The 16,989-nt window shown below is 61.9% G+C and carries 15 protein-coding genes; 5 read left to right on the forward strand and 10 right to left on the reverse strand.

Annotation, left to right across the window (positions count from 1 at the left end; all coding sequences use genetic code 11):
* Nucleotides 1-327: 327 nt before the first annotated feature.
* Nucleotides 328-1,236, forward strand: a complete 909-nt coding sequence (locus VGU25_05945; GenBank protein ID HEV2576734.1) for an energy transducer TonB — start codon at nucleotides 328-330, stop codon at nucleotides 1,234-1,236.
* A 74-nt stretch (nucleotides 1,237-1,310) separates the two neighbouring features.
* Here the strand turns inward: VGU25_05945 and VGU25_05950 are convergent, their stop codons facing one another.
* Nucleotides 1,311-1,895, reverse strand: a complete 585-nt coding sequence (locus VGU25_05950; protein HEV2576735.1) for a class IV adenylate cyclase — start codon at nucleotides 1,893-1,895, stop codon at nucleotides 1,311-1,313.
* A gap of 54 nt (nucleotides 1,896-1,949) precedes the next feature.
* Between VGU25_05950 and VGU25_05955 the strand changes: the two genes are divergently transcribed.
* On the forward strand, nucleotides 1,950-2,984 hold the full coding sequence (locus VGU25_05955; protein ID HEV2576736.1) for an L-threonylcarbamoyladenylate synthase: 1,035 nt from the start codon (nucleotides 1,950-1,952) through the stop codon (nucleotides 2,982-2,984).
* A 20-nt stretch (nucleotides 2,985-3,004) separates the two neighbouring features.
* On the opposite strand, the gene VGU25_05960 is transcribed toward VGU25_05955, so the two are convergent.
* From VGU25_05960 to tmk, 4 genes are all read right to left on the reverse strand, one after another.
* Nucleotides 3,005-3,424 carry an RNA chaperone Hfq gene (locus VGU25_05960; protein ID HEV2576737.1) on the reverse strand — a complete coding sequence of 140 codons (420 nt, stop codon included), beginning with the start codon at nucleotides 3,422-3,424 and terminating at the stop codon, nucleotides 3,005-3,007.
* A 137-nt stretch (nucleotides 3,425-3,561) separates the two neighbouring features.
* Complete coding sequence (locus VGU25_05965; protein ID HEV2576738.1) at nucleotides 3,562-4,692, reverse strand: DNA polymerase III subunit delta'; 1,131 nt, start codon at nucleotides 4,690-4,692, stop codon at nucleotides 3,562-3,564.
* A 9-nt stretch (nucleotides 4,693-4,701) separates the two neighbouring features.
* The gene (locus tag VGU25_05970) at nucleotides 4,702-6,144 is read right to left on the reverse strand and encodes a cytochrome P450 (protein HEV2576739.1); all 1,443 of its coding nucleotides are present in this window, start codon (nucleotides 6,142-6,144) and stop codon (nucleotides 4,702-4,704) included.
* Nucleotides 6,141-6,836, reverse strand: a complete 696-nt coding sequence (gene tmk / locus VGU25_05975; protein HEV2576740.1) for a dTMP kinase — start codon at nucleotides 6,834-6,836, stop codon at nucleotides 6,141-6,143. Before tmk ends, VGU25_05970 begins: the two co-directional genes overlap by 4 nt.
* A gap of 127 nt (nucleotides 6,837-6,963) precedes the next feature.
* Between tmk and VGU25_05980 the strand changes: the two genes are divergently transcribed.
* Nucleotides 6,964-7,125: a hypothetical protein gene (locus VGU25_05980; GenBank protein ID HEV2576741.1), complete on the forward strand. Its 162-nt coding sequence runs from the start codon at nucleotides 6,964-6,966 to the stop codon at nucleotides 7,123-7,125.
* Between the two features lie 8 nt (nucleotides 7,126-7,133).
* Here VGU25_05980 and VGU25_05985 read toward each other — a convergent pair whose 3' ends face one another.
* The 3 genes from VGU25_05985 to VGU25_05995 form a co-directional block, all read right to left on the reverse strand.
* Nucleotides 7,134-7,484 carry a hypothetical protein gene (locus VGU25_05985; protein HEV2576742.1) on the reverse strand — a complete coding sequence of 117 codons (351 nt, stop codon included), beginning with the start codon at nucleotides 7,482-7,484 and terminating at the stop codon, nucleotides 7,134-7,136.
* 2 nt (nucleotides 7,485-7,486) lie between these two features.
* Nucleotides 7,487-8,506: a UDP-3-O-(3-hydroxymyristoyl)glucosamine N-acyltransferase gene (gene lpxD, locus VGU25_05990; protein HEV2576743.1), complete on the reverse strand. Its 1,020-nt coding sequence runs from the start codon at nucleotides 8,504-8,506 to the stop codon at nucleotides 7,487-7,489.
* 74 nt (nucleotides 8,507-8,580) lie between these two features.
* Entirely contained in the window at nucleotides 8,581-9,087 is a 507-nt protein-coding gene (locus VGU25_05995; GenBank protein HEV2576744.1) for a hypothetical protein, read from the reverse strand.
* Nucleotides 9,088-9,341: 254 nt separating this feature from the next.
* On the opposite strand from VGU25_05995, the gene VGU25_06000 reads away from it, so the two are divergent.
* Entirely contained in the window at nucleotides 9,342-11,102 is a 1,761-nt protein-coding gene (locus VGU25_06000) for a CCA tRNA nucleotidyltransferase (protein ID HEV2576745.1), read from the forward strand.
* Nucleotides 11,103-11,142: 40 nt separating this feature from the next.
* Here the strand turns inward: VGU25_06000 and VGU25_06005 are convergent, their stop codons facing one another.
* Both VGU25_06005 and VGU25_06010 read right to left on the reverse strand, forming a co-directional pair.
* A complete protein-coding gene (locus VGU25_06005) occupies nucleotides 11,143-12,615 on the reverse strand; it encodes a sigma-54 dependent transcriptional regulator (GenBank protein HEV2576746.1) in 1,473 nt (490 codons plus the stop codon).
* Nucleotides 12,608-15,547: an ATP-binding protein gene (locus tag VGU25_06010; protein ID HEV2576747.1), complete on the reverse strand. Its 2,940-nt coding sequence runs from the start codon at nucleotides 15,545-15,547 to the stop codon at nucleotides 12,608-12,610. Before VGU25_06010 ends, VGU25_06005 begins: the two co-directional genes overlap by 8 nt.
* A 468-nt stretch (nucleotides 15,548-16,015) precedes the next feature.
* Between VGU25_06010 and VGU25_06015 the strand changes: the two genes are divergently transcribed.
* Nucleotides 16,016-16,948, forward strand: a complete 933-nt coding sequence (locus VGU25_06015) for an alpha/beta hydrolase (protein ID HEV2576748.1) — start codon at nucleotides 16,016-16,018, stop codon at nucleotides 16,946-16,948.
* Nucleotides 16,949-16,989 lie beyond the last annotated feature (41 nt).

The following is a 16,989-nucleotide window of genomic DNA, read 5'->3' on the forward strand; positions in this document are numbered from 1 at the left end:
GATGCCTCAGGGAGTCTTCGCCGGGCATTACGGCCAAACCCTTATTGTAAAGGGCGTGCGCAGGTTAGCGGTGTCCACAGGCCAAGTAGGCGGTAAGGTGCACGCGACATCTTTGCCCCCGTCTACGTCTATATGGAAAGCAGGAAAGCCGGGACCCGTCTACAATGACAGTGCCGGGGTAGCGGCGCCCACGGACGGTTCATGGTCCAGGCCGCAGAAGGAAAGCAGCATCACCGACGCCGTAAGTTTGTCCTCCCCATGGCAGATCTAACCGTTCTCCCGCCCCAGCAAGATTCCAGCACTCCGGCCCCAGCTCTGCGCCCGGCTATGGAAGAACCTCATATCAGCGGCGAAATTAAAGAGGAAGGTGTCTTTCAGTCGCTGATCTCCAACATTCGCGACGCTTTCTTCGCGCCTAAGCTTCCGCCCCTGGTTCTTGAATCGAAGCCTGTCGCCGTGCCGGACCGCATGGCGGTGAAGCGTAGCCCGACATCGACAGCGGTCGCGGTCGGCATTCACGCAGTCATCATCGCGATCATTGCGATTCTGATTGCGGCGAAGGTGCCGATAGCGGCACCGGTGAAGAACGCGGTGACCGCACTGCTGGAGCCTCCGCCAACACCGCCGGTGGCACCCCAGGCGAAGAAGATTGGCGGCGGTGGCGGTCAGCACGACCTCGGCCCGGTGACCCAGGGTCATCTGCCCAAGCTGGCGCAGACGCAGATTGTTCCGCCCAAGGCGCCGCCGACGATTCCGCCCAAGCTGGCGGTTGAGCCAAGCGTGATCGTGCAGCCGAATTTGAAGCTGGCCGACAACACGATGCCCAACCTGGGCGTGCCCAACTCGAACCTGAAGGGGTTCTCGATGGGCAACGGGAATGGCACGGGCATTGGCTCGGGTGACGGCGCCGGAATCGGGCCGGGATCGGGTGGCAATATCGGCGGAGGCGTGTACCAGGTGGGCGGCTCGGTGCGGCCGCCGATTGCGATCTACACGCCGGATCCGGAGTTCTCGGAGGAAGCTCGCAAGGCCAAGTTCTCGGGCAACGTCGTCGTCTCGCTGATCGTGGGAGCGGACGGCAAGCCCAGGAACGTGCATGTGCTGCGCGGCGTGGGCATGGGACTGGACGAGAAGGCTGTCGAGGCCGTGCAGCAGTACAAGTTCAAGCCCGCGATGCAGAATGGCAAGCCTGTCGCGGTGTACCTGAATGTCGAGGTCAACTTCCAGATCTTCTAGGGAAGTGAGCAGTGAATAAAACAAAGGCATCGGTGCGTTTGTTTTATTCACTGCTGGCTATTCATTCTTGAGAGCTACACGGCCGCGACAGGCGACGGGATCTCATCGAAGGTCAGGTTCTCCGCGGGGCTGTGAGTGCGGCCCTTCCAGTCCAGGAACATCATGCCGTAGCTCTCGATCGTACATTGCTCGGGCTTGACGCCGAGCTGCTCGCGCATCGACTCAATCCACTCCGGCGGTCCTTCGAGCTCCGCGTAGGTGCCTATGGGCGTTTCGTCAAGGAAGACGTGTCCTGCGCCGGCGTCCCATTCCGTGCGGTATTTCTCGTAACGAAAGACGGGCTTGTAGCCGAGCTGCGCGAAAATTTCCGCCAGCGCTGCCGGGTCTTCGATGACGCTCTCGGTTTCAATGCGCACCTTGTAGCGGGCATCGGCGTCGTTGGATGCGACGCGTTTGTGCGTTACCACGGAGCGACCGGCGTAGTCGCGCAGCCGCAGCACTTGGCGGCGCAGGCGGAGATCGCGCTCGGGTGTGTCGTAAAGTGTGTTCGCTTCGAACGTCCGTGGGGTCACGAGCTTAAGGCCGAGGGACTCGACCCTGGCACGGAAGCGGGCCACGTGATCAACGGCAAACTTCAGCTCGATTTCAGGAGCATGCATGCGCACAAGTATACGAGCAGCATGGGAAACGGCGTCTAGATACGATAGAGGCAGATGCCGAACACGATCAGGTTACGCGCCGACGATCCGGCCGACGTCGAGCGCGCCGCACAGTTACTGAGAGCCGGTCGTCTCGTCGCCTTCCCGACGGAGACCGTCTATGGCCTGGGCGCCGATGCGCTTTCCGCAAAGGCGGTCGCCGCCATCTTTGTCGCGAAACAACGGCCCGCGTGGGATCCGCTCATTGTTCACGTGCCGGGTGTGGGCGACATCGACCGTATCGCCCTGATTCCTGACGAACTCCGTAGCTGCGTAGAAAACCTCGCGGCAGCGTTCTGGCCCGGACCCCTGACGATGCTGCTGCCCAGGTCCGCGACGGTGCCCGACGCTGTGACCGCGGGGCGGCCGCTGGTCGGAATCCGAGTGCCGTCGCATCCGGCGGCACAGGCGCTTCTACGCGCCGTGAGCCTGCCCATTGCAGCGCCGAGCGCGAACCGGTTCGGCCACACAAGCCCCACAACTGCGGACCATGTTCTCGCCGATCTGGGCGGCCGCATCGATGCTGTGCTCGACGCGGGACCAACGCACGTCGGCATTGAATCCACGGTCGTTGACGTCACACGCACGCCGATCGTGCAGTATCGCCCGGGAGCCATTACGCCGCGGCAGATCGAAGAGGCGTGCGGCCTGCCGGTCGAGGTTTACCTACCGACTGTTGCCGAGAAGAAACTGCGCGAGCCGGAGGCTCTGCCATCGCCTGGAGTCGGGATTCGACACTACGCTCCGCGGGCTCGTGTGCGGCTGGTCGAGGGTTCAGCGGAGTCCTTGCAGCGGAAGCTCGCGGCAGCAGTTGCGGAAGAGAAGAATGCCGGGGTACTGCTGCCGATTGGCTGGTCCGCGCCGCAGAACGCCATCGTCCAGCCGTGGGCGACGTGGGACCAACCTGAACGGTTGGCTGCGACGCTGTTCGCCGGGCTGCGCGCGCTGGACGCCCGGGGTGTCGAGATTATCCTCGTTCCGCTGCCGCCGCCCGGCGGAATGTACGACGCGATCCGCGACCGGCTGCTCAAGGCTGCTCGCGAGAAGTAGCGGCGGATCAATGACGCCAGTTATTTCATGATGGACGAGCCCGCATGCAGCTCACTGGTTTTGAGGAGGTATTTGATGACCGCCTTGTAGATGAGGACTCGCTGGCGGCCAATGCGCATCTTGATCACGCAGCGGTCATACCATTCGAGCTGGCCGTGCATCTGCTCGCCGTCTTCGAGCACCACGGTCATATCAGTCTGCTGCTGGATCTGCTTCTGAAAGTAGAACGCCTCGGCATGCGAGCTCTCCACATTCGGCAGCGTCTCCTGCATGGCGTGCGAGAGTGGATCCTCGGCATGCGGATCGTGCCGTCGCTCGCGTGCGGGAAGCCGGGGACGGACGAGCTTGCGTGTGCCGTTAAAGCTGTTGGCGTCGTCTTTACGGTTGTTTGGCGGCAGCGGAATGGTGGCGTCGTTCACGCGGGGAGTCCTGTTTGGCATGGGCCTTCGTGATTCCTGAACCCTTGGGACGTGCTGCGTCCCAACGGCCCTTTTCACTCTTAATAACGTTCAGGTGTCACGTATTTGGATGCAGAGACGCGAATGCGCGCCAGAATGTTTCAAGAATGCTGCGGAAGTCACATCCGCGCACTCTCGAGCTGCAGCGCCAACGAGTCCAAAGAGAGCGAGCGTAACAAGTTGCGTCGCATGCCGCTGTGCGCTGCGTCCACGGCACGCATAGCGCCCTCTATCCAGTCGAAGGACACGGTTTGCGCGATCCGTTCCAGGTCTTTGCGACGGTCGACATTGCGTACGCGGTCGGGTGCACCGGACTGAATCACGAGCACATCTTCAAGCAGACTCGCCAGCGCGCGCAGAAGCGCCGCCGTCTTCGCCTGGCCCTCGGCGCCGGAACGATAGGTCTCGGTTGTTTTGAAGAGTGGTGAGTGATCGTTGGTGCGCTCGAGGCCGGCAAGCAGAGAGAACGCATCGGCGCGGGCTGAGGCGTACTCGGGCAGGTTGAAGGCCAGCGCACGGCCGGCGGCGCCCTCGCTGAGCCTGCCGATGAGTTCACGATCGGTGCGCGACCAGTCTGGCCGACGCGATGCGAGCAGGTCCGCGATCTCGTCCGGCGGCAGAGCGCCGAGCCTGGCGAATGCGCAACGGGACCGGATGGTCGGAAGAAGCTCGCCGGGATTTTCGGTCAGAAGAATCAGGTGAACGTATGCGGGCGGCTCTTCGAGCAGCTTCAGGAGCGAGTTCGCCGCCTCCTTCATGAAGCTCGAGGCTGTGATGATGAAGACCTTCGCGGGCGCCTCGGTGGGGAGATACTGCGCGCGCTGAATGACGGTGCGGATCTGGCCGAGCTTGATCAGCAGTTGCGGCGGATCAGGAGGCACGACCAGCACATCGGGGTGGGTCTGGACCAGAACGCGGGTGTCCTTCTTGTCGGTTTCCCGCATGTCCTCACGCGCGGCGATGGCCTCGTCTACACGCGCTTCGAGTTCCGCGGATTCAGCGATGCGGGTGCAGTTGCGACAGCGGCCGCAGAAGGCGGCCAACTCGCGGCCGTGTGCGTCGACCTCGCGCGGTTGTGTCTCGCACTCGAGCGCCATGGTGAGAAGCAGAGCAAGCGTGTACTTTCCACTGCCGCGGGCGCCTGCGATGACGAGCGAGTGCGGCAGCCGACCGGCGGCGATCGCCGCACGCAGGTTGTCGACAACAGCCGTGTTGCCCAGAAATTCAGAGAAGCTGGAAGGGACCGCCACCAGTTAAGCCTATCGCAGAGGCTGCGACCAAGCGCGAGCGTGCAGCCGCATCATCATCGGAAATTTCGGACGGAGCGTGATCTTGGCCTGCGGAACGATGGGAAAGCGCGGGACGAACTCGAGTCGCCAGCGCTGCGCTATTGTGGCCAGCGCGAGGACGCCTTCCATCCATGCAAAGCCTTCGCCGATGCACTGCCTGCGGCCACCACCGAAAGGGAAGTAGACAAAGCGCGGGCGCGTCGCCTTGGCTTCCGGCGTGTGCCGCTCCGGCCGAAACGCCAGCGGCTCGTCCCAATAAACTGGCGAGCGGTGAATGACGTATTGGCTGAAGAAGATATGCGTTCCAGGTGGCAGGCGGTACTCGCCAAGCTGCACGGGTTTGGTGGCCTGTCTTCCCATCGCCCATGCCGGCGGATACAGTCTCATCGATTCGGCGAAGACCATCTCGGTGTAGCGCAGGTTCGGGAGGTCCTCGATGGTTGGCGTCCGTCCGCCGAGCACCTCGTCGACCTCGCACTCCATGCGCTCGCGAGAGGCAGGGTTCTGGCTGAGCAGATACCACGTCCATGCCATCGCGTTCGCGACGGTCTCGTAGCCGGCGAGGAAGATAGTGAGCGCCTCGTCACGGACCTGCTCGTCGGACATTCCCTGGCTCACGGCCGTCGTCGACGTGACGTCCTCGTCCTGCGCGGCAATCAGCATTGAGAGCAGGTCGTGCCGCTGCTCCAGTTGCTCCCGCGTGAGCGCGCGACGGTCGGCGATCATGCGGTGGACAATCGCATCGAGTCTGGCGCGCGACCTGCGAAACTGCATGACGCCGGGGATGGGCCAGTCCAGTACGTCTTCTAACCTGGGGAAGGCGACGAGGAAGTTATAGAGGCCCATGATTGTGTTCACTTCGTCGGCGACCGACAACACAGCGGGCGTCACCTCCTGGTCGAACAAGGTCCGCGCAATGATCTGCAGACTAAGCCGCATCATCGCTGCAGAGATATCCAGCTCATCGCCGTCGCGCCAGCTCTCGCGCAAAGTACCGGCGTTCGCCACCATCTGGGCGGCGTAGCCCGCGATGCGCTGGCGGTGAAATGCGGGTGCGGCGATTCTGCGTTGCCGCATGTGGATGGGATCGTCGGACGTGATGAGGCCTTCGCCCAGCAGAATCTTCATGCGGCGCAGCGTGCGCTCTTTTACGAAGCTCGACGCCTGGTTGATCAGGATCTCGTTGATCCATTCCGGATCGTTCACGAAGACGATCAGGGTGCCCATGAAGCGGTAGCACGCGATTCGTCCGAAGCGCGCGTGCAGGTGCTCAAAGAGAGGGATGGGTTTGCCGAAGTTTACCCAGCGCCTGCGAAAGTAATGATGCAGCGGTCGCTTCAGGCCAGGCGGGAGATGCCACTCACCCTCTTGCGTCGGACCAACGTAGTCGCCGTGATAGAGGCTTGTGCTCACGACGCGCTCGCAGTCTCGACCCCCACTGTGTTGCCCAGCCGCTGGCGGACTACCGCCAGAATCTTATCTGCAATCTGCTCGATGGTTCCAGGCTGATCGAGCAGGGCAACACGTTGCGGCTCGCGCTCAGCAATGACCCGGTACTGATCGTAGACGCGGCTGTAAAACGCGTCACCCTCGCGCTCGAACCTGTTTTCATCGGTCCCATGCTGACGAACATGACGGTCGTTTCGGCGGCGAGCGCGTGCGAGTGAGGCGTTGAGCGGCGGCAACAAAAGCAGCGTGAGATCAGGCTGGACGTTATCGCAGGCGGCGCTGTGCATTGCGAGTACCCGCTCGGCACCGAGCCCGCGGCCAGCCCCCTGGTATGCCTCCGAGGAATCGGTGTAGCGGTCGCAGAGAACAATCTCGCGACGATCAAGGGCCGGGAGGATGATCTCTTTGAGTGATTGTGCCCGGTCGGCAAACATCAGGGCCATCTCCGCGGCAGGGGCGATCTCACCTAGCTCCGTCTCGCTTTTTGAATCCAGCAATACGCCGCGAATGCGGTCACCGAGCCTTGTGCCGCCGGGCTGGCGCAGGGTGACCACGCGGTGTCCTTCGCTTTCAAGCGCGGCTGCCAGGCGGCGGAGCTGGGTGGTCTTGCCCGCACCGTCCAGGCCCTCGAACGTGATGAAAAATCCGCGCCTCACGTCCTTGAGTCTACTGCACTACGGGAGCGAGTCTACTGCGCCGCCCCAACCCGCATCTTACGGAATGAAAAGAGGCTTGCCGTCGGCACAGCCTCACGAAAAGGGCCCGAGCCCGCGGGAGTTCGCAATGCTTACGTTCATTCTTCTCGCCGTTTTCGCTGTCATCGGCATCGCGTGCTTTCTCGTTGCCTACAGCGCCAATCAGCGCAAGCGCGCCGGCCAAAGCGGCATTGATGCCGTAAACAATCAGCAGACCCCGCGCCCGCGCGCCACGCCACCCGAACCCTAGCCTCTGATTCAGGGCGTTAGCTGCGGGCTCCACTGCGCGCCAGCCGGGGTCAGCGTAATCGTCAGGGAACCCTGCTGCCCTTCGTGCAGATCCGGCCCGGCCCCGGTGTGTTGCTTGTGCTGGGCATCCGTCCAGGACACCTTCGTCGCACCGCTGCCCAATATCTTGAACCGGTACGGGTAACTCGCTCCCGCGATCAGCGACTCTCGCCCAAAACTGGCACTTGGGTAGTCGACCTCGACAAGCGTAACTGCTGCGCCTGTGTCGTTGCGGACCGTCGCGCTCACATAAGGCGACTTACAGCCACTGAGTGACAAAACTGCAACGAGTCCTGCAAGCGCCGAAATCCTTCGACCCACAACTATTTCTCCTGCGATCTCAGCTTTCGGATCAACTCCGGGAGCCGGTTCACTGCGGCCACGGTCCGCAGCCATGCCTTGTTGTCCATCGCCGGATAGCCGCTCACCACGGCGCCGGGAGCCACGTCCGATGGGATTCCCGTCTGGGCCGTCGCGACCGCACCGTCGCCGATGGTAAGGTGGCCGGCCACGCCCACCTGGCCAGCGAGGATTACATTCTTTCCCACCGTGGTTGAACCCGCGAGCCCCACCTGCGCGCAGAGAAGTGAGTTCTCGCCCACCGTGGACCCATGGCCAACCTGCACAAGGTTATCGATCTTCGCTCCCCTGGCAATCCGCGTCTCACCGACGCTGGCCCGGTCCACGCACGCGTTCGCCTGTACCTCCACTTGGTCCTCAAGCACAGCCGGCCCGGTCTGGAGAATCTTCGTCCAGCTCCCGTCGGCGCTCTTCGCGAATCCGAAACCGTCCGCGCCGATGACCGCGCCGTTCTGCAGCGTTACGTCGTCGCCGAGAATGCACCGCTCGCGAACCACGGCATGGGCGTGAGCGAAGAACCTCTTACCGATCCGCGCTCCAGGATAGATCACCACGTGCGGCAATAGAACCGCATCGTCACCAATCACGACGTCGTCGCCCACGACGACATAGGCGCCGACATGCGCCCGCGCTCCAATTTTCGCGGAAGGGCTGACGACAGCCGTCGCGTGAACGCCGGGAGGGAAGCGCCGCGTGGGATGAAAGATCTCGAGCGCCCTGGCAAAGGCCAGGTACGGGTTTGCCACTCGCAGGGTCGGCAGCGGAAACTCGGGCGCGTTCGGCTCGACCAACAGGGCCGCCGCTTTGGTCTTTTTGGCGAGCGCACTGTATCGCACATTCGTCAGGAAGCTGACCTCGTGCGGGCCGGCCTTTTCGAGCCCCGCGACTCCGGTGATCTCCAGGCTGCCGACGGAGTCCACACTCGTTCCGGGCGCAGGGGTCAGCGACGCGTCCAGCTTCTCGGCCAACAGTGCCAGCTTCATGGCGCTGATTGTAGCGAACCCGGATGGACGACGGCTGTTCAAAGCCCGCAGGCTTCCCGAGGTGCGAGGGAGGGCTACTCCTCGAACAGCGTGGGCTGCGGCTCTTCTTTCGCAGGCTTCGGGGCCTTCGCGGAGGCTGGCTGGATCAACCCCATAGCCTCGATCGAGTCGATTGCGGAGCGCGGCACGAAAAGCCGCTGCGTATTCCCGCGTGTGTCTGGAGGCGTCACAAAGAGTCCAAGTGAGTCGGCGAGCGTGTCCAGGAGCGTCCGGCTCACTTGCACAAGACCCTCCAGCACGTCGCCGTCTGTCAGCCGCATCCGCACCCACAGGCCCTCCGACCTTGGCCGAGCGGTGAACTTTCTGCGCTCCAGCCGCTCGGGCAGGTGCTGGTCTGCGAGGTTGAAGTCGCGCACGTAGGCGATCCACTTGATCTCGCTTAGCTGTATAGGTGTGACGTGGGCGGAAGGGTCGATCAACTCGACATAACCATGGAGAAGGCTAACCTCCTGAGGCAGATAGCCCCAGTTGAGGTGGTCGTTGAACCTGCGAACGATGACCTTTTTCTGCGCGGAAGCCATTCGAAAATCCGCTCCAACGGGATTGTCGCACGCAGAACGGAGGCCGAAGAGCAACTCCGAATTGGCGGATCCCCGTGCGCGAGCTTTGCCCGATCACTGGAACCATATCCGCAACAGAATCAGTGCAGAAAGTTCACCCGATTGCCCAATTTGTTGTACAATCAGGAGTTGCGACGGCCCGATTGCGTCGTCTAAATCGCTGAGAGATCGGGACTTACCGGTCGAGCAGCCCGCCCGGGAGTTCAATCTAACCGATGGCCGATTACATCTATCTCCTGGAGTCGAGGCTCACACCAGCCCAACGGGAGGCGCTCAAGCGGATCCGCGATGTTGCTCGCACTCATGGAGTTACAGTCTTTCTCGTCGGCGGCGCCGTCCGCGACCTGACTAGCGGTGTCGCAATTCGCGACATCGATGTGGCGGTTCAAGGAAATGCTCTTAAACTAAAGAAAGACTTGGAGAAAGCCGGCGCGCGGGTCGTTGGGTCCAACGATACCTTCCAAAGCCTGCACCTCAGCTTTCCGGGAGGTGTGCGGGCCGAGGTCAGCTCCACGCTGCTGGTTACATACCCTAAGCCCGGAAAGCCTGTTGCCCGTATGGGCGGCATCCTCGACGATCTCCGCAGCCGGGACTTCACTGCCAATGCGATGGCGGTATCCCTGAACGAGGGCTCCTACGGCCTTTTGATGGATCCGCTCAACGGCGTTGCAGACATTGAAAACCGCGAACTCCGCCTGGTGTCGAACTACGGTTTCATCGAAGACCCATCGCGGATGATACGGGCGGCTCGCTTGTCTGCGCGGCTGGGCTGGATTCTGGAGGAGCGGACTCAGCAGCGGTACGAGACCGGCAAGGCTGAAAACTACATCGACGCGCTGGGCTCGTGGGAGCGCAGCTATGAGCTCGAAGAGATCTTCCACGAGGAAGACCCGCTGCGGATCGCTCGCCGCCTGGAGTCCGAGGGCTGGATGAAGGTCCTCTTCCCACAGTGGAGCGCGGCCAAGGCGAACGAGACCGAAGTTGAACGCCTGCGCGACGAGGTAGGACGACTTAACGTGGCCGGCATCTACCCAGACCCATCTGCGGCGTTCTTTCCGCTGCTGACCGCGAAGCTCGGCAGCAAGGAAGTCTCTGCCTTGAAGCAGGCGTTTGCCCGGCCCGGCTTCGTCGAAGAGATTGAATCTCTGGAAGGCCGCACCAAAGCGCTTGCGACCCAGTTCTCCAGCAAGGAGTACGCCTCGCCCTCCGCGGCCTGGAAGCTTCTGTACTCCGCCGATCCGCAAGCCGTGCTTTCGCTGGTCTACGGCACGAAGAGCAACGCAGTAAAGCAGAGGTTCGAACAGTTCTTTAGCGAATGGCCGCAAGCACGCAATCGAATACCGTATGCACTCATGCAGGAGATGCGGATTACTCCCGATCTTCCGGTCTATAACGAGCTGGTAGATAAGCTCTTCTTCGTGATCATGGACGCGAAGCTGGAAACTCCCGAGGCTGCACGAGCGTTCCTCGAGCCGTACTCGCCGCCCGCGCCTCCTCCGCCCCCGAACCTGCGCCGCCGTCCGGCCAAGCGTGAGAGCCGGGCGAGCAAAAAGGCTCCCAAGAAGGTCGCCCCCCCAGCTCCTGAAGAAAGCGCGGAGACAGCAACAGCCGCCGCCAAGGGATCGAAGGTGGTGAGCACCGCCGCAGATATCTCTGCCGGAAAGGGCGTTGGCAAGGCGGCCCCCGCTCCCGCGAAGAAGGCCGCGCCTGTTGCTGCGAAGGCAGCAACCAAGGCTGCGAAGCCAGCCGAGAAGGTGCCGGCAAAGAAGGCTGCGCCTGCCAAGAAGGCTGCAAAACCGGCTGGCCACGCTGGCAAGAAAGCTCCGGCGAAGAAGGTTCCCGTGAAGAATTCTGCCGCGAAATCTGCCAAGCCGAAGTCCAGGCCGGCGGCGAAGAAGGCGCCTTCCAAGGCTCCGGCAAAAAAGGCAGCGCCGCCGAAGAAGGCGTCAAAGCCCGCAAAAAAGGCGCGTCGCTAGGACTTGAGTCGGCAATCTCAGGGCCTTCTACTTCGCCCGGCTACTCACGGTTGCGCTTGCGTATTTCGATATTGAGACGCTTGATCTTCTGGTTCAGCGTCGACAGCGGAATACGGAAGTACTCAGCCGCATCGGTCTGATTCCAGCTACAGCGCTCCAGGCGGTCGGAGATGATTCTGCGCTCGATGTCTTCCATGACATCGAACAGAGATGCATCGGGTCGCTGCTCCAACAGGTTTGTGGAATAGGTATTGCCTCGGAGCTGCGCGGGGAAGAGGTCCGGCCCGATCTGCGCTGCGCCGCCTTGTGCGCCGGTCGATAGCACGACGCACCGTTCGATCACGTTCTCCAGTTCGCGAACGTTTCCTGGCCACTCGTACTCCATGAGGACCCGCAGCGCGTCCGGTGTGAGGTCAGGATGGGGGAAGCCATTCTCATCTGCGTAAAACTTGAGGTAGTGCGCCGCCAGCAGAGGAATGTCTTCCTTGCGATTACGCAGCGGCGGAAGCTCGAGGCAGATGACATTCAGCCGGTAAAAGAGGTCCTCGCGGAACCGCCCTTCTTTCACGGCTTGCTGCAGATTCACATTCGTTGCCGCGACGATCCGAACATCGACTTGAATCTCCTGCGTTCCGCCGAGGCGCATAAAGCGGCGGTCCTGCAGTACGCGCAGGATCTTGGCCTGCATGTCGACGCCCATCGTTCCGATCTCGTCGAGAAAGAGCGTGCCCTGGTCCGCCACTTCAAACAGACCCTTCTTGGCGGCAATGGCTGACGTGAAGGCTCCTCGCTCATGGCCGAAGAGTGTCGATTCGAGCAGGTCGGAAGGAACGGCGCCGGTGTTCACCGGGATGAACGGTTTATCGCGACGCGGCGAATTGGCGTGAATGGCTTTGGCGATGAGCTCCTTGCCGGTTCCGCTTTCGCCCTGGATCAAAACGGTGGAACGGCTCGGCGCGACCTGCGAGATCAGGTCGAACATCTTGAGCATGATGTCGCTCTTACCAACGATGTTTTTGAACGAGTAGCGCTGTTTCAGCGTGCGCTTGAGCTGTACGACTTCGCTCTCGGCTTTTTGCTTGCCGATCGCGGAGCGGATGTCGGCGAGCAGCTTCTCGTTGTCCCACGGCTTCTGGATGAAGTTCGAGGCGCCGGCACGTATCGCGTCGACGACATTGCCCACCGTTCCGTAGGCCGTGATCATGATGACTGGCAGCTCCGGAGCGAGGCTCTTAATCCGCGGCAGGAGTTCGATTCCGCTCTCGCCGGGGAGCGAGAGGTCGAGCAGCAGCAGGTCGTAATTGTGGCCGGTCAGCAGGTCCAGACCTGCGGAGCCCTCTGGCGCGAGATCGACAGAAAATCCTTCGAGCGTGAGCAGGGTTTCGAGCGAGTCGCGGATGCCCGCCTCGTCATCAATGACCAGGATTCGCGCGAAGCTGTTGCCGGACTGGACCAAGGGAGAGTCTGCTGAAGATTGGGACGGTTGCTGTACCCCGACAGCGGAACTAGACATGAATAACCTTCCCTTCGTCGACGGAGGATCCGGTGATTGAGGTACGACCCGGAGACTCTGCGGCGGGGAAGATGACCTCGAACGTTGTGCCCTCACCAACGGTGCTGGTGACATCAATCGTGCCAGCGTGTTCCTGCACTATGCCATAGGTTACCGCAAGCCCGAGCCCGGTGCCTTTGCGCTGGCCCTGTGCTGGATTGTTCTTCGTCGTGAAGAATGGATCGTAGATGCGCCGGAGAACGGCCTCGGACATACCGATGCCGTTGTCCTCCACGCGCAGGCGGACCGCGGAGTCGGTGTGATGCGTGGTGACGCGGATACGTGCGCCTTCGCGTCCTTGCAGGGCGTCGCGGGCGTTGAGCATGAAGTTGACCAGGACCTGCTGGAGCTTGCCGCGATTTCCGGAGATCTCCGGAAGGCTCTCGTCGAGCGAGGTGGTGACCTCGACATTCGCGGAACGGAGCTGGTGCTCGAGCAGCAGAGTTGTGTCACGTACAACGGAGTTGAGTTCGACGCGGCTGAACTCGCTCGAGCCCATGCGGGAGAAGTTGAGCAGGCCGTTTACGATCTCGGAGGCACGGAAGGTCTGCTGCGTAATTTTTTCGAGGACCGGCTGCAGGCGAGCGCGCGTGGGTTCGTCCGTGCCGAGCTGTTTGCCGAGCTGCTTGCTCAGCATCTGGGCATAGCTGGAGATAACAGCGAGCGGAGTGTTGACTTCGTGGGCAACTCCGGCGGCAAGGAGACCTATGGACGAGAGCTTCTCGGACTGCGTAAGCTGCGTCTCCATGTTGATGCGATCGGTGATGTCGTCGACGATGACGATGCGGCCGACGGCCTGGAACTCGCGGTTCAGCAGGGGAGCGATGGTGATGTTCGCGGTGCGTAGCTCCGCGGATGGAGTCGGCAGGCGGAATTTGTAAAGCGTGGAGGCGCCTTGCTCCGCGCGCACCCGATCGAACTCGGCAATGAAGTCAGGCGGAAAGACATCAGAAAGCTGGTGGCCGAGTGCATCGGCGCGCGGTGTGGAGAGCATGACCTCCATCTGTGCGTTCCAGCTCTCGATGTTGTCTTCGAGATCGACGGCGAAGACGCCGACGTTGATGGACTCGACGATGTTCTCGTTGAAGTCATGCAGGCGCTCGTACTCGAGGACCTTGCGCTCGAGGCGGCGATAGAGCTGCGCGTTCTGGATGGCGATGCCAATGTAACCCGCGAGCGACTCCAGCAGCATCATGTCCTCGCTGGAGAGGAAGTCGCCTTCAGTGGTGCGTCCGAGGCCGAGAACCGCAACGGTTGCTGATCCGGTGCCCTCATGGCGCGCGGCGCGGCAGGCGATGTAGTAGTTCAGGTCGAGCGCCGAGGCCGTGTGACGCTGCGATTCGGGCAAGCGAAGATAGGCATTCGGCGACTCGAAGAAGAGGTGATTGCCGGCCTCCGGAGAGTCGAAGTCGAGGAAACCAAGGTCAAGTGAGGTCGATTGCGCATTAAGCCCGTTCGAGGCGATGAGCTGGAATCGCTGTGGTGCGTCGTCCTGCGGAAGAAATACAGCCACGCGCGTGACGAGCAGCATCTGTGGAAGCTTCACGACGATGGCGTCCACGAGCGCGCGGAGGTCGGTCTGCGCGTTCAGATCCCGCCCGAAGCGAATGAGAGTTTCGCGATAGTCGAGGCGCTTGGGGTCGAAGACGCGATCCACCCAGGACTGAATCCAGTTCTTCAGCGGGTCGAACAGAAGGCCGGTGATGATGATCGCCGCGATGAGCCCCCATGTGCCGAGGCCCGAGAATCGCGTGTGAACGACCTCTGCGGAGAGGGCGATAACGACGAAATAGAGGCCCACCAGTGCGGCGGTCACGAGTGTGTAGGTGACGCCGCGCTTGAAGATGAGGTCGACATCCATCAGGCGATAGCGCACGATCGCCCAGCTAAACGTCAGGGGCAGAAGCACGAGCGAGAGCGTCGCGAGTTTGACGAGACTGCCGGGCGTGTTGGCGTCCAGCAGGAATGGGATGACGTAAAAAAACGTGAACGGCAGAACGGTGAGCAGCGTTCCGCGCGAGAGCCATTTAAGCTGCTGACGCGGCAGCGGCTGATGCTCGCGACGATAGCGCACCCAGAAGACCGCCGCCGCGATGATGTAATAGCCCGCCATGTAGGCGAAGCCAATCTTGTCGAGGCGGTGCTGCAGTAGTTGGGTGGGCGCCCAATGTTCAACAGACAGGAAGCGAAGAACGACGAGTACCGCGCCGGGGATGTAGAGCGGAGCGTAGACCAGGCTGTTGCGGTCGCGTCGTGGGCGCTCGCCGAAGCTGAGAGCAAAGTGCAGGAAGAGCGCAGGCTGCAGCGCGGCGGCCTGGATATTCGCCCAGAAGACAGCAAGGTCAAGCCCGTCGAGTACGCCGGTGAATTTGAAGGCATAGAGGACGAAGGACATCAGGCAGAAGACATAAAAATGTGTCGACTTGGGCGCAGTCCAGCGTCGGAAGAGAACGTAGATACCGATCGCCAGATAGATAAGACCGATCAGGCGCTCGACCTGGAAGTCGGTCCGGTCGGTGGGCTCGAGGATGACGCCGATGTCGATGGCGATCGGCTTGGCCCAATCAGACGTTTGGCGGAGCACCGAATACGTGGTGTGGCCCCAGACACCGGTGCGATACATTTCACGGTTTGCCGTGGCGACCATCGGGGTAGGGATGCCGTCGATGGCGGTCAGGACATCGCCCTGGCGGATGCCCGCCTTATCCGCGGCGGAACCCGACGGCACGATATAGGCGCGAAGGCCGCCGTCCGTTTCGATCCAGCGCGCGGCATCCGTGGGCGCGGGATAGGTGCTCTCCTGAACGAGATTGGCGATGGCAAGGCCAATTGCGCCCAGCGTCACGACGGCAAGGAGAATTGCCAGCAGACGGGTTTGGGAGCCGCTTCTCACAGGGACACTCTTTGGTTACTTGCGGAACCGCTTTCTTTTGTAGAGCAACTTAACTGCCAAACAGGATGCGAGGAGTTAACAGCTTGATATGGCAGCCATCAGACCCTTTATTGCACAAATCCATAGAGCCCTATGGGTTTTGGGAACCATGGTTACTCGTGCGCAGCCTGTCCTCTATCGCTCTTCTATCTCTTTATTTTGCCGCATCCAGTCTGATTCCGCACCTTTGGCGGCTTGACCAGTGACCAGATGTCTTGTGAACTGGACGAATCATGGTTGATTTGCGGCAAAATGCCGAGATCCGTTCCGTATTGGAGCGGGACGGGGAGTGTTTACTCCTGGTTTACGGGCGGTACCCAGTCGTCATGGAACGTGGCGAGGGAGTCTATCTGTTTCACAGCTCTGGGAACCGCCGCCTGGACCTGACTCCCGCAGGGCCTTTGGGCGCCAACGTCGAGACTATGCCCGGTGCCCGCGCTTAATGAAGTGGCCGTGAGCCGGCACACGACGGGACCGAAACAGTGGACTCGCCGTGAGCTGCGTGCGCGCGGCGTTCGGCTTTCTTATATCGAGCGTGAGACTGAGGCGGCTTGCGCGGCCGCGCCAGTCTTGATGCTGCACGGACTGGTTGCGGGCGCGGATTGCTTTCGCAGGCTTGGCGATGAGCTTCCGGATGACAGGCGTGTTGTCGCGCTGGACTTGCCCGGCGGCGGCTACTCGGATCGCCCCAATGACATCGACGTGAGCTTCCGGAGCGTCGCGGAGATCGTCGCGGAGGCGATGACCACGCTTGGGATGGACCGGCCGGTGATCGTCGGCCACTCGTATGGTGGGGCGATCACGCTGGAACTGGCGGCATGGCGGCCGGAGTTCCTGGACGCAATGATCCTGATCGCGCCCGCGCACCCGTTCTCCATGCGCGAGGACCCATTGGTGCGGTTCTACCTCAGCCGCGCTGGCCGTTGGTTTGCGCGTTTGCTGCCTCGCGTGCCGCGGCGGCTGATGCTGGAGACCTTTCGGCGTATGCCGGGAGATCGCCGCAATGTGAGCTACGAGCAGATTGAGCCATACCTGCAAGCGCTGCGTCATCCGGGCACGATCGCGTATGTCCTGCGGCTGCTGAAGAGCTGGAAGAGTGACATGGAGAAGCTGGGGAACGCGCTTCGGGAACGCAGCACCGAGGTTCCGGCGTTCGTCCTGTGGGGCGAGTTGGATCCCGTGGTGCCGCCATCAACTGGCGAGGAGCTGATGGAGCACCTTGAGTCGAGCGAACAGGCGATACTCTGTGGCGTCGGACATTTGCCCAATGACGAGAGGCCGGAGGAGTGCGGCGAACTGATTCGAGACTTTCTCCGAGCATGCGATAGCAGAACCTTCTACACCCGCGCTGAGCAATCCTAGGGTCCGGAACCGCTACCGGGACGACCGTTCGATGGGCCAGG

The organism is Acidobacteriaceae bacterium (genome assembly GCA_035944135.1).
In the GTDB taxonomy this organism is placed as follows: domain Bacteria; phylum Acidobacteriota; class Terriglobia; order Terriglobales; family Acidobacteriaceae; genus Granulicella.

Coding starts and splice junctions, on each gene's coding strand:
- VGU25_05945 (HEV2576734.1), top strand. CDS start 328: ATGGAAGAACCTCATATCAGCGGCGAAATTAAAGAGGAAGGTGTCTTT.
- VGU25_05950 (HEV2576735.1), bottom strand. CDS start 1,895: ATGCATGCTCCTGAAATCGAGCTGAAGTTTGCCGTTGATCACGTGGCC.
- VGU25_05955 (HEV2576736.1), top strand. CDS start 1,950: ATGCCGAACACGATCAGGTTACGCGCCGACGATCCGGCCGACGTCGAG.
- VGU25_05960 (HEV2576737.1), bottom strand. CDS start 3,424: ATGCCAAACAGGACTCCCCGCGTGAACGACGCCACCATTCCGCTGCCG.
- VGU25_05980 (HEV2576741.1), top strand. CDS start 6,964: ATGCTTACGTTCATTCTTCTCGCCGTTTTCGCTGTCATCGGCATCGCG.
- lpxD (HEV2576743.1), bottom strand. CDS start 8,506: ATGAAGCTGGCACTGTTGGCCGAGAAGCTGGACGCGTCGCTGACCCCT.
- VGU25_05995 (HEV2576744.1), bottom strand. CDS start 9,087: ATGGCTTCCGCGCAGAAAAAGGTCATCGTTCGCAGGTTCAACGACCAC.
- VGU25_06000 (HEV2576745.1), top strand. CDS start 9,342: ATGGCCGATTACATCTATCTCCTGGAGTCGAGGCTCACACCAGCCCAA.
- VGU25_06005 (HEV2576746.1), bottom strand. CDS start 12,615: ATGTCTAGTTCCGCTGTCGGGGTACAGCAACCGTCCCAATCTTCAGCA.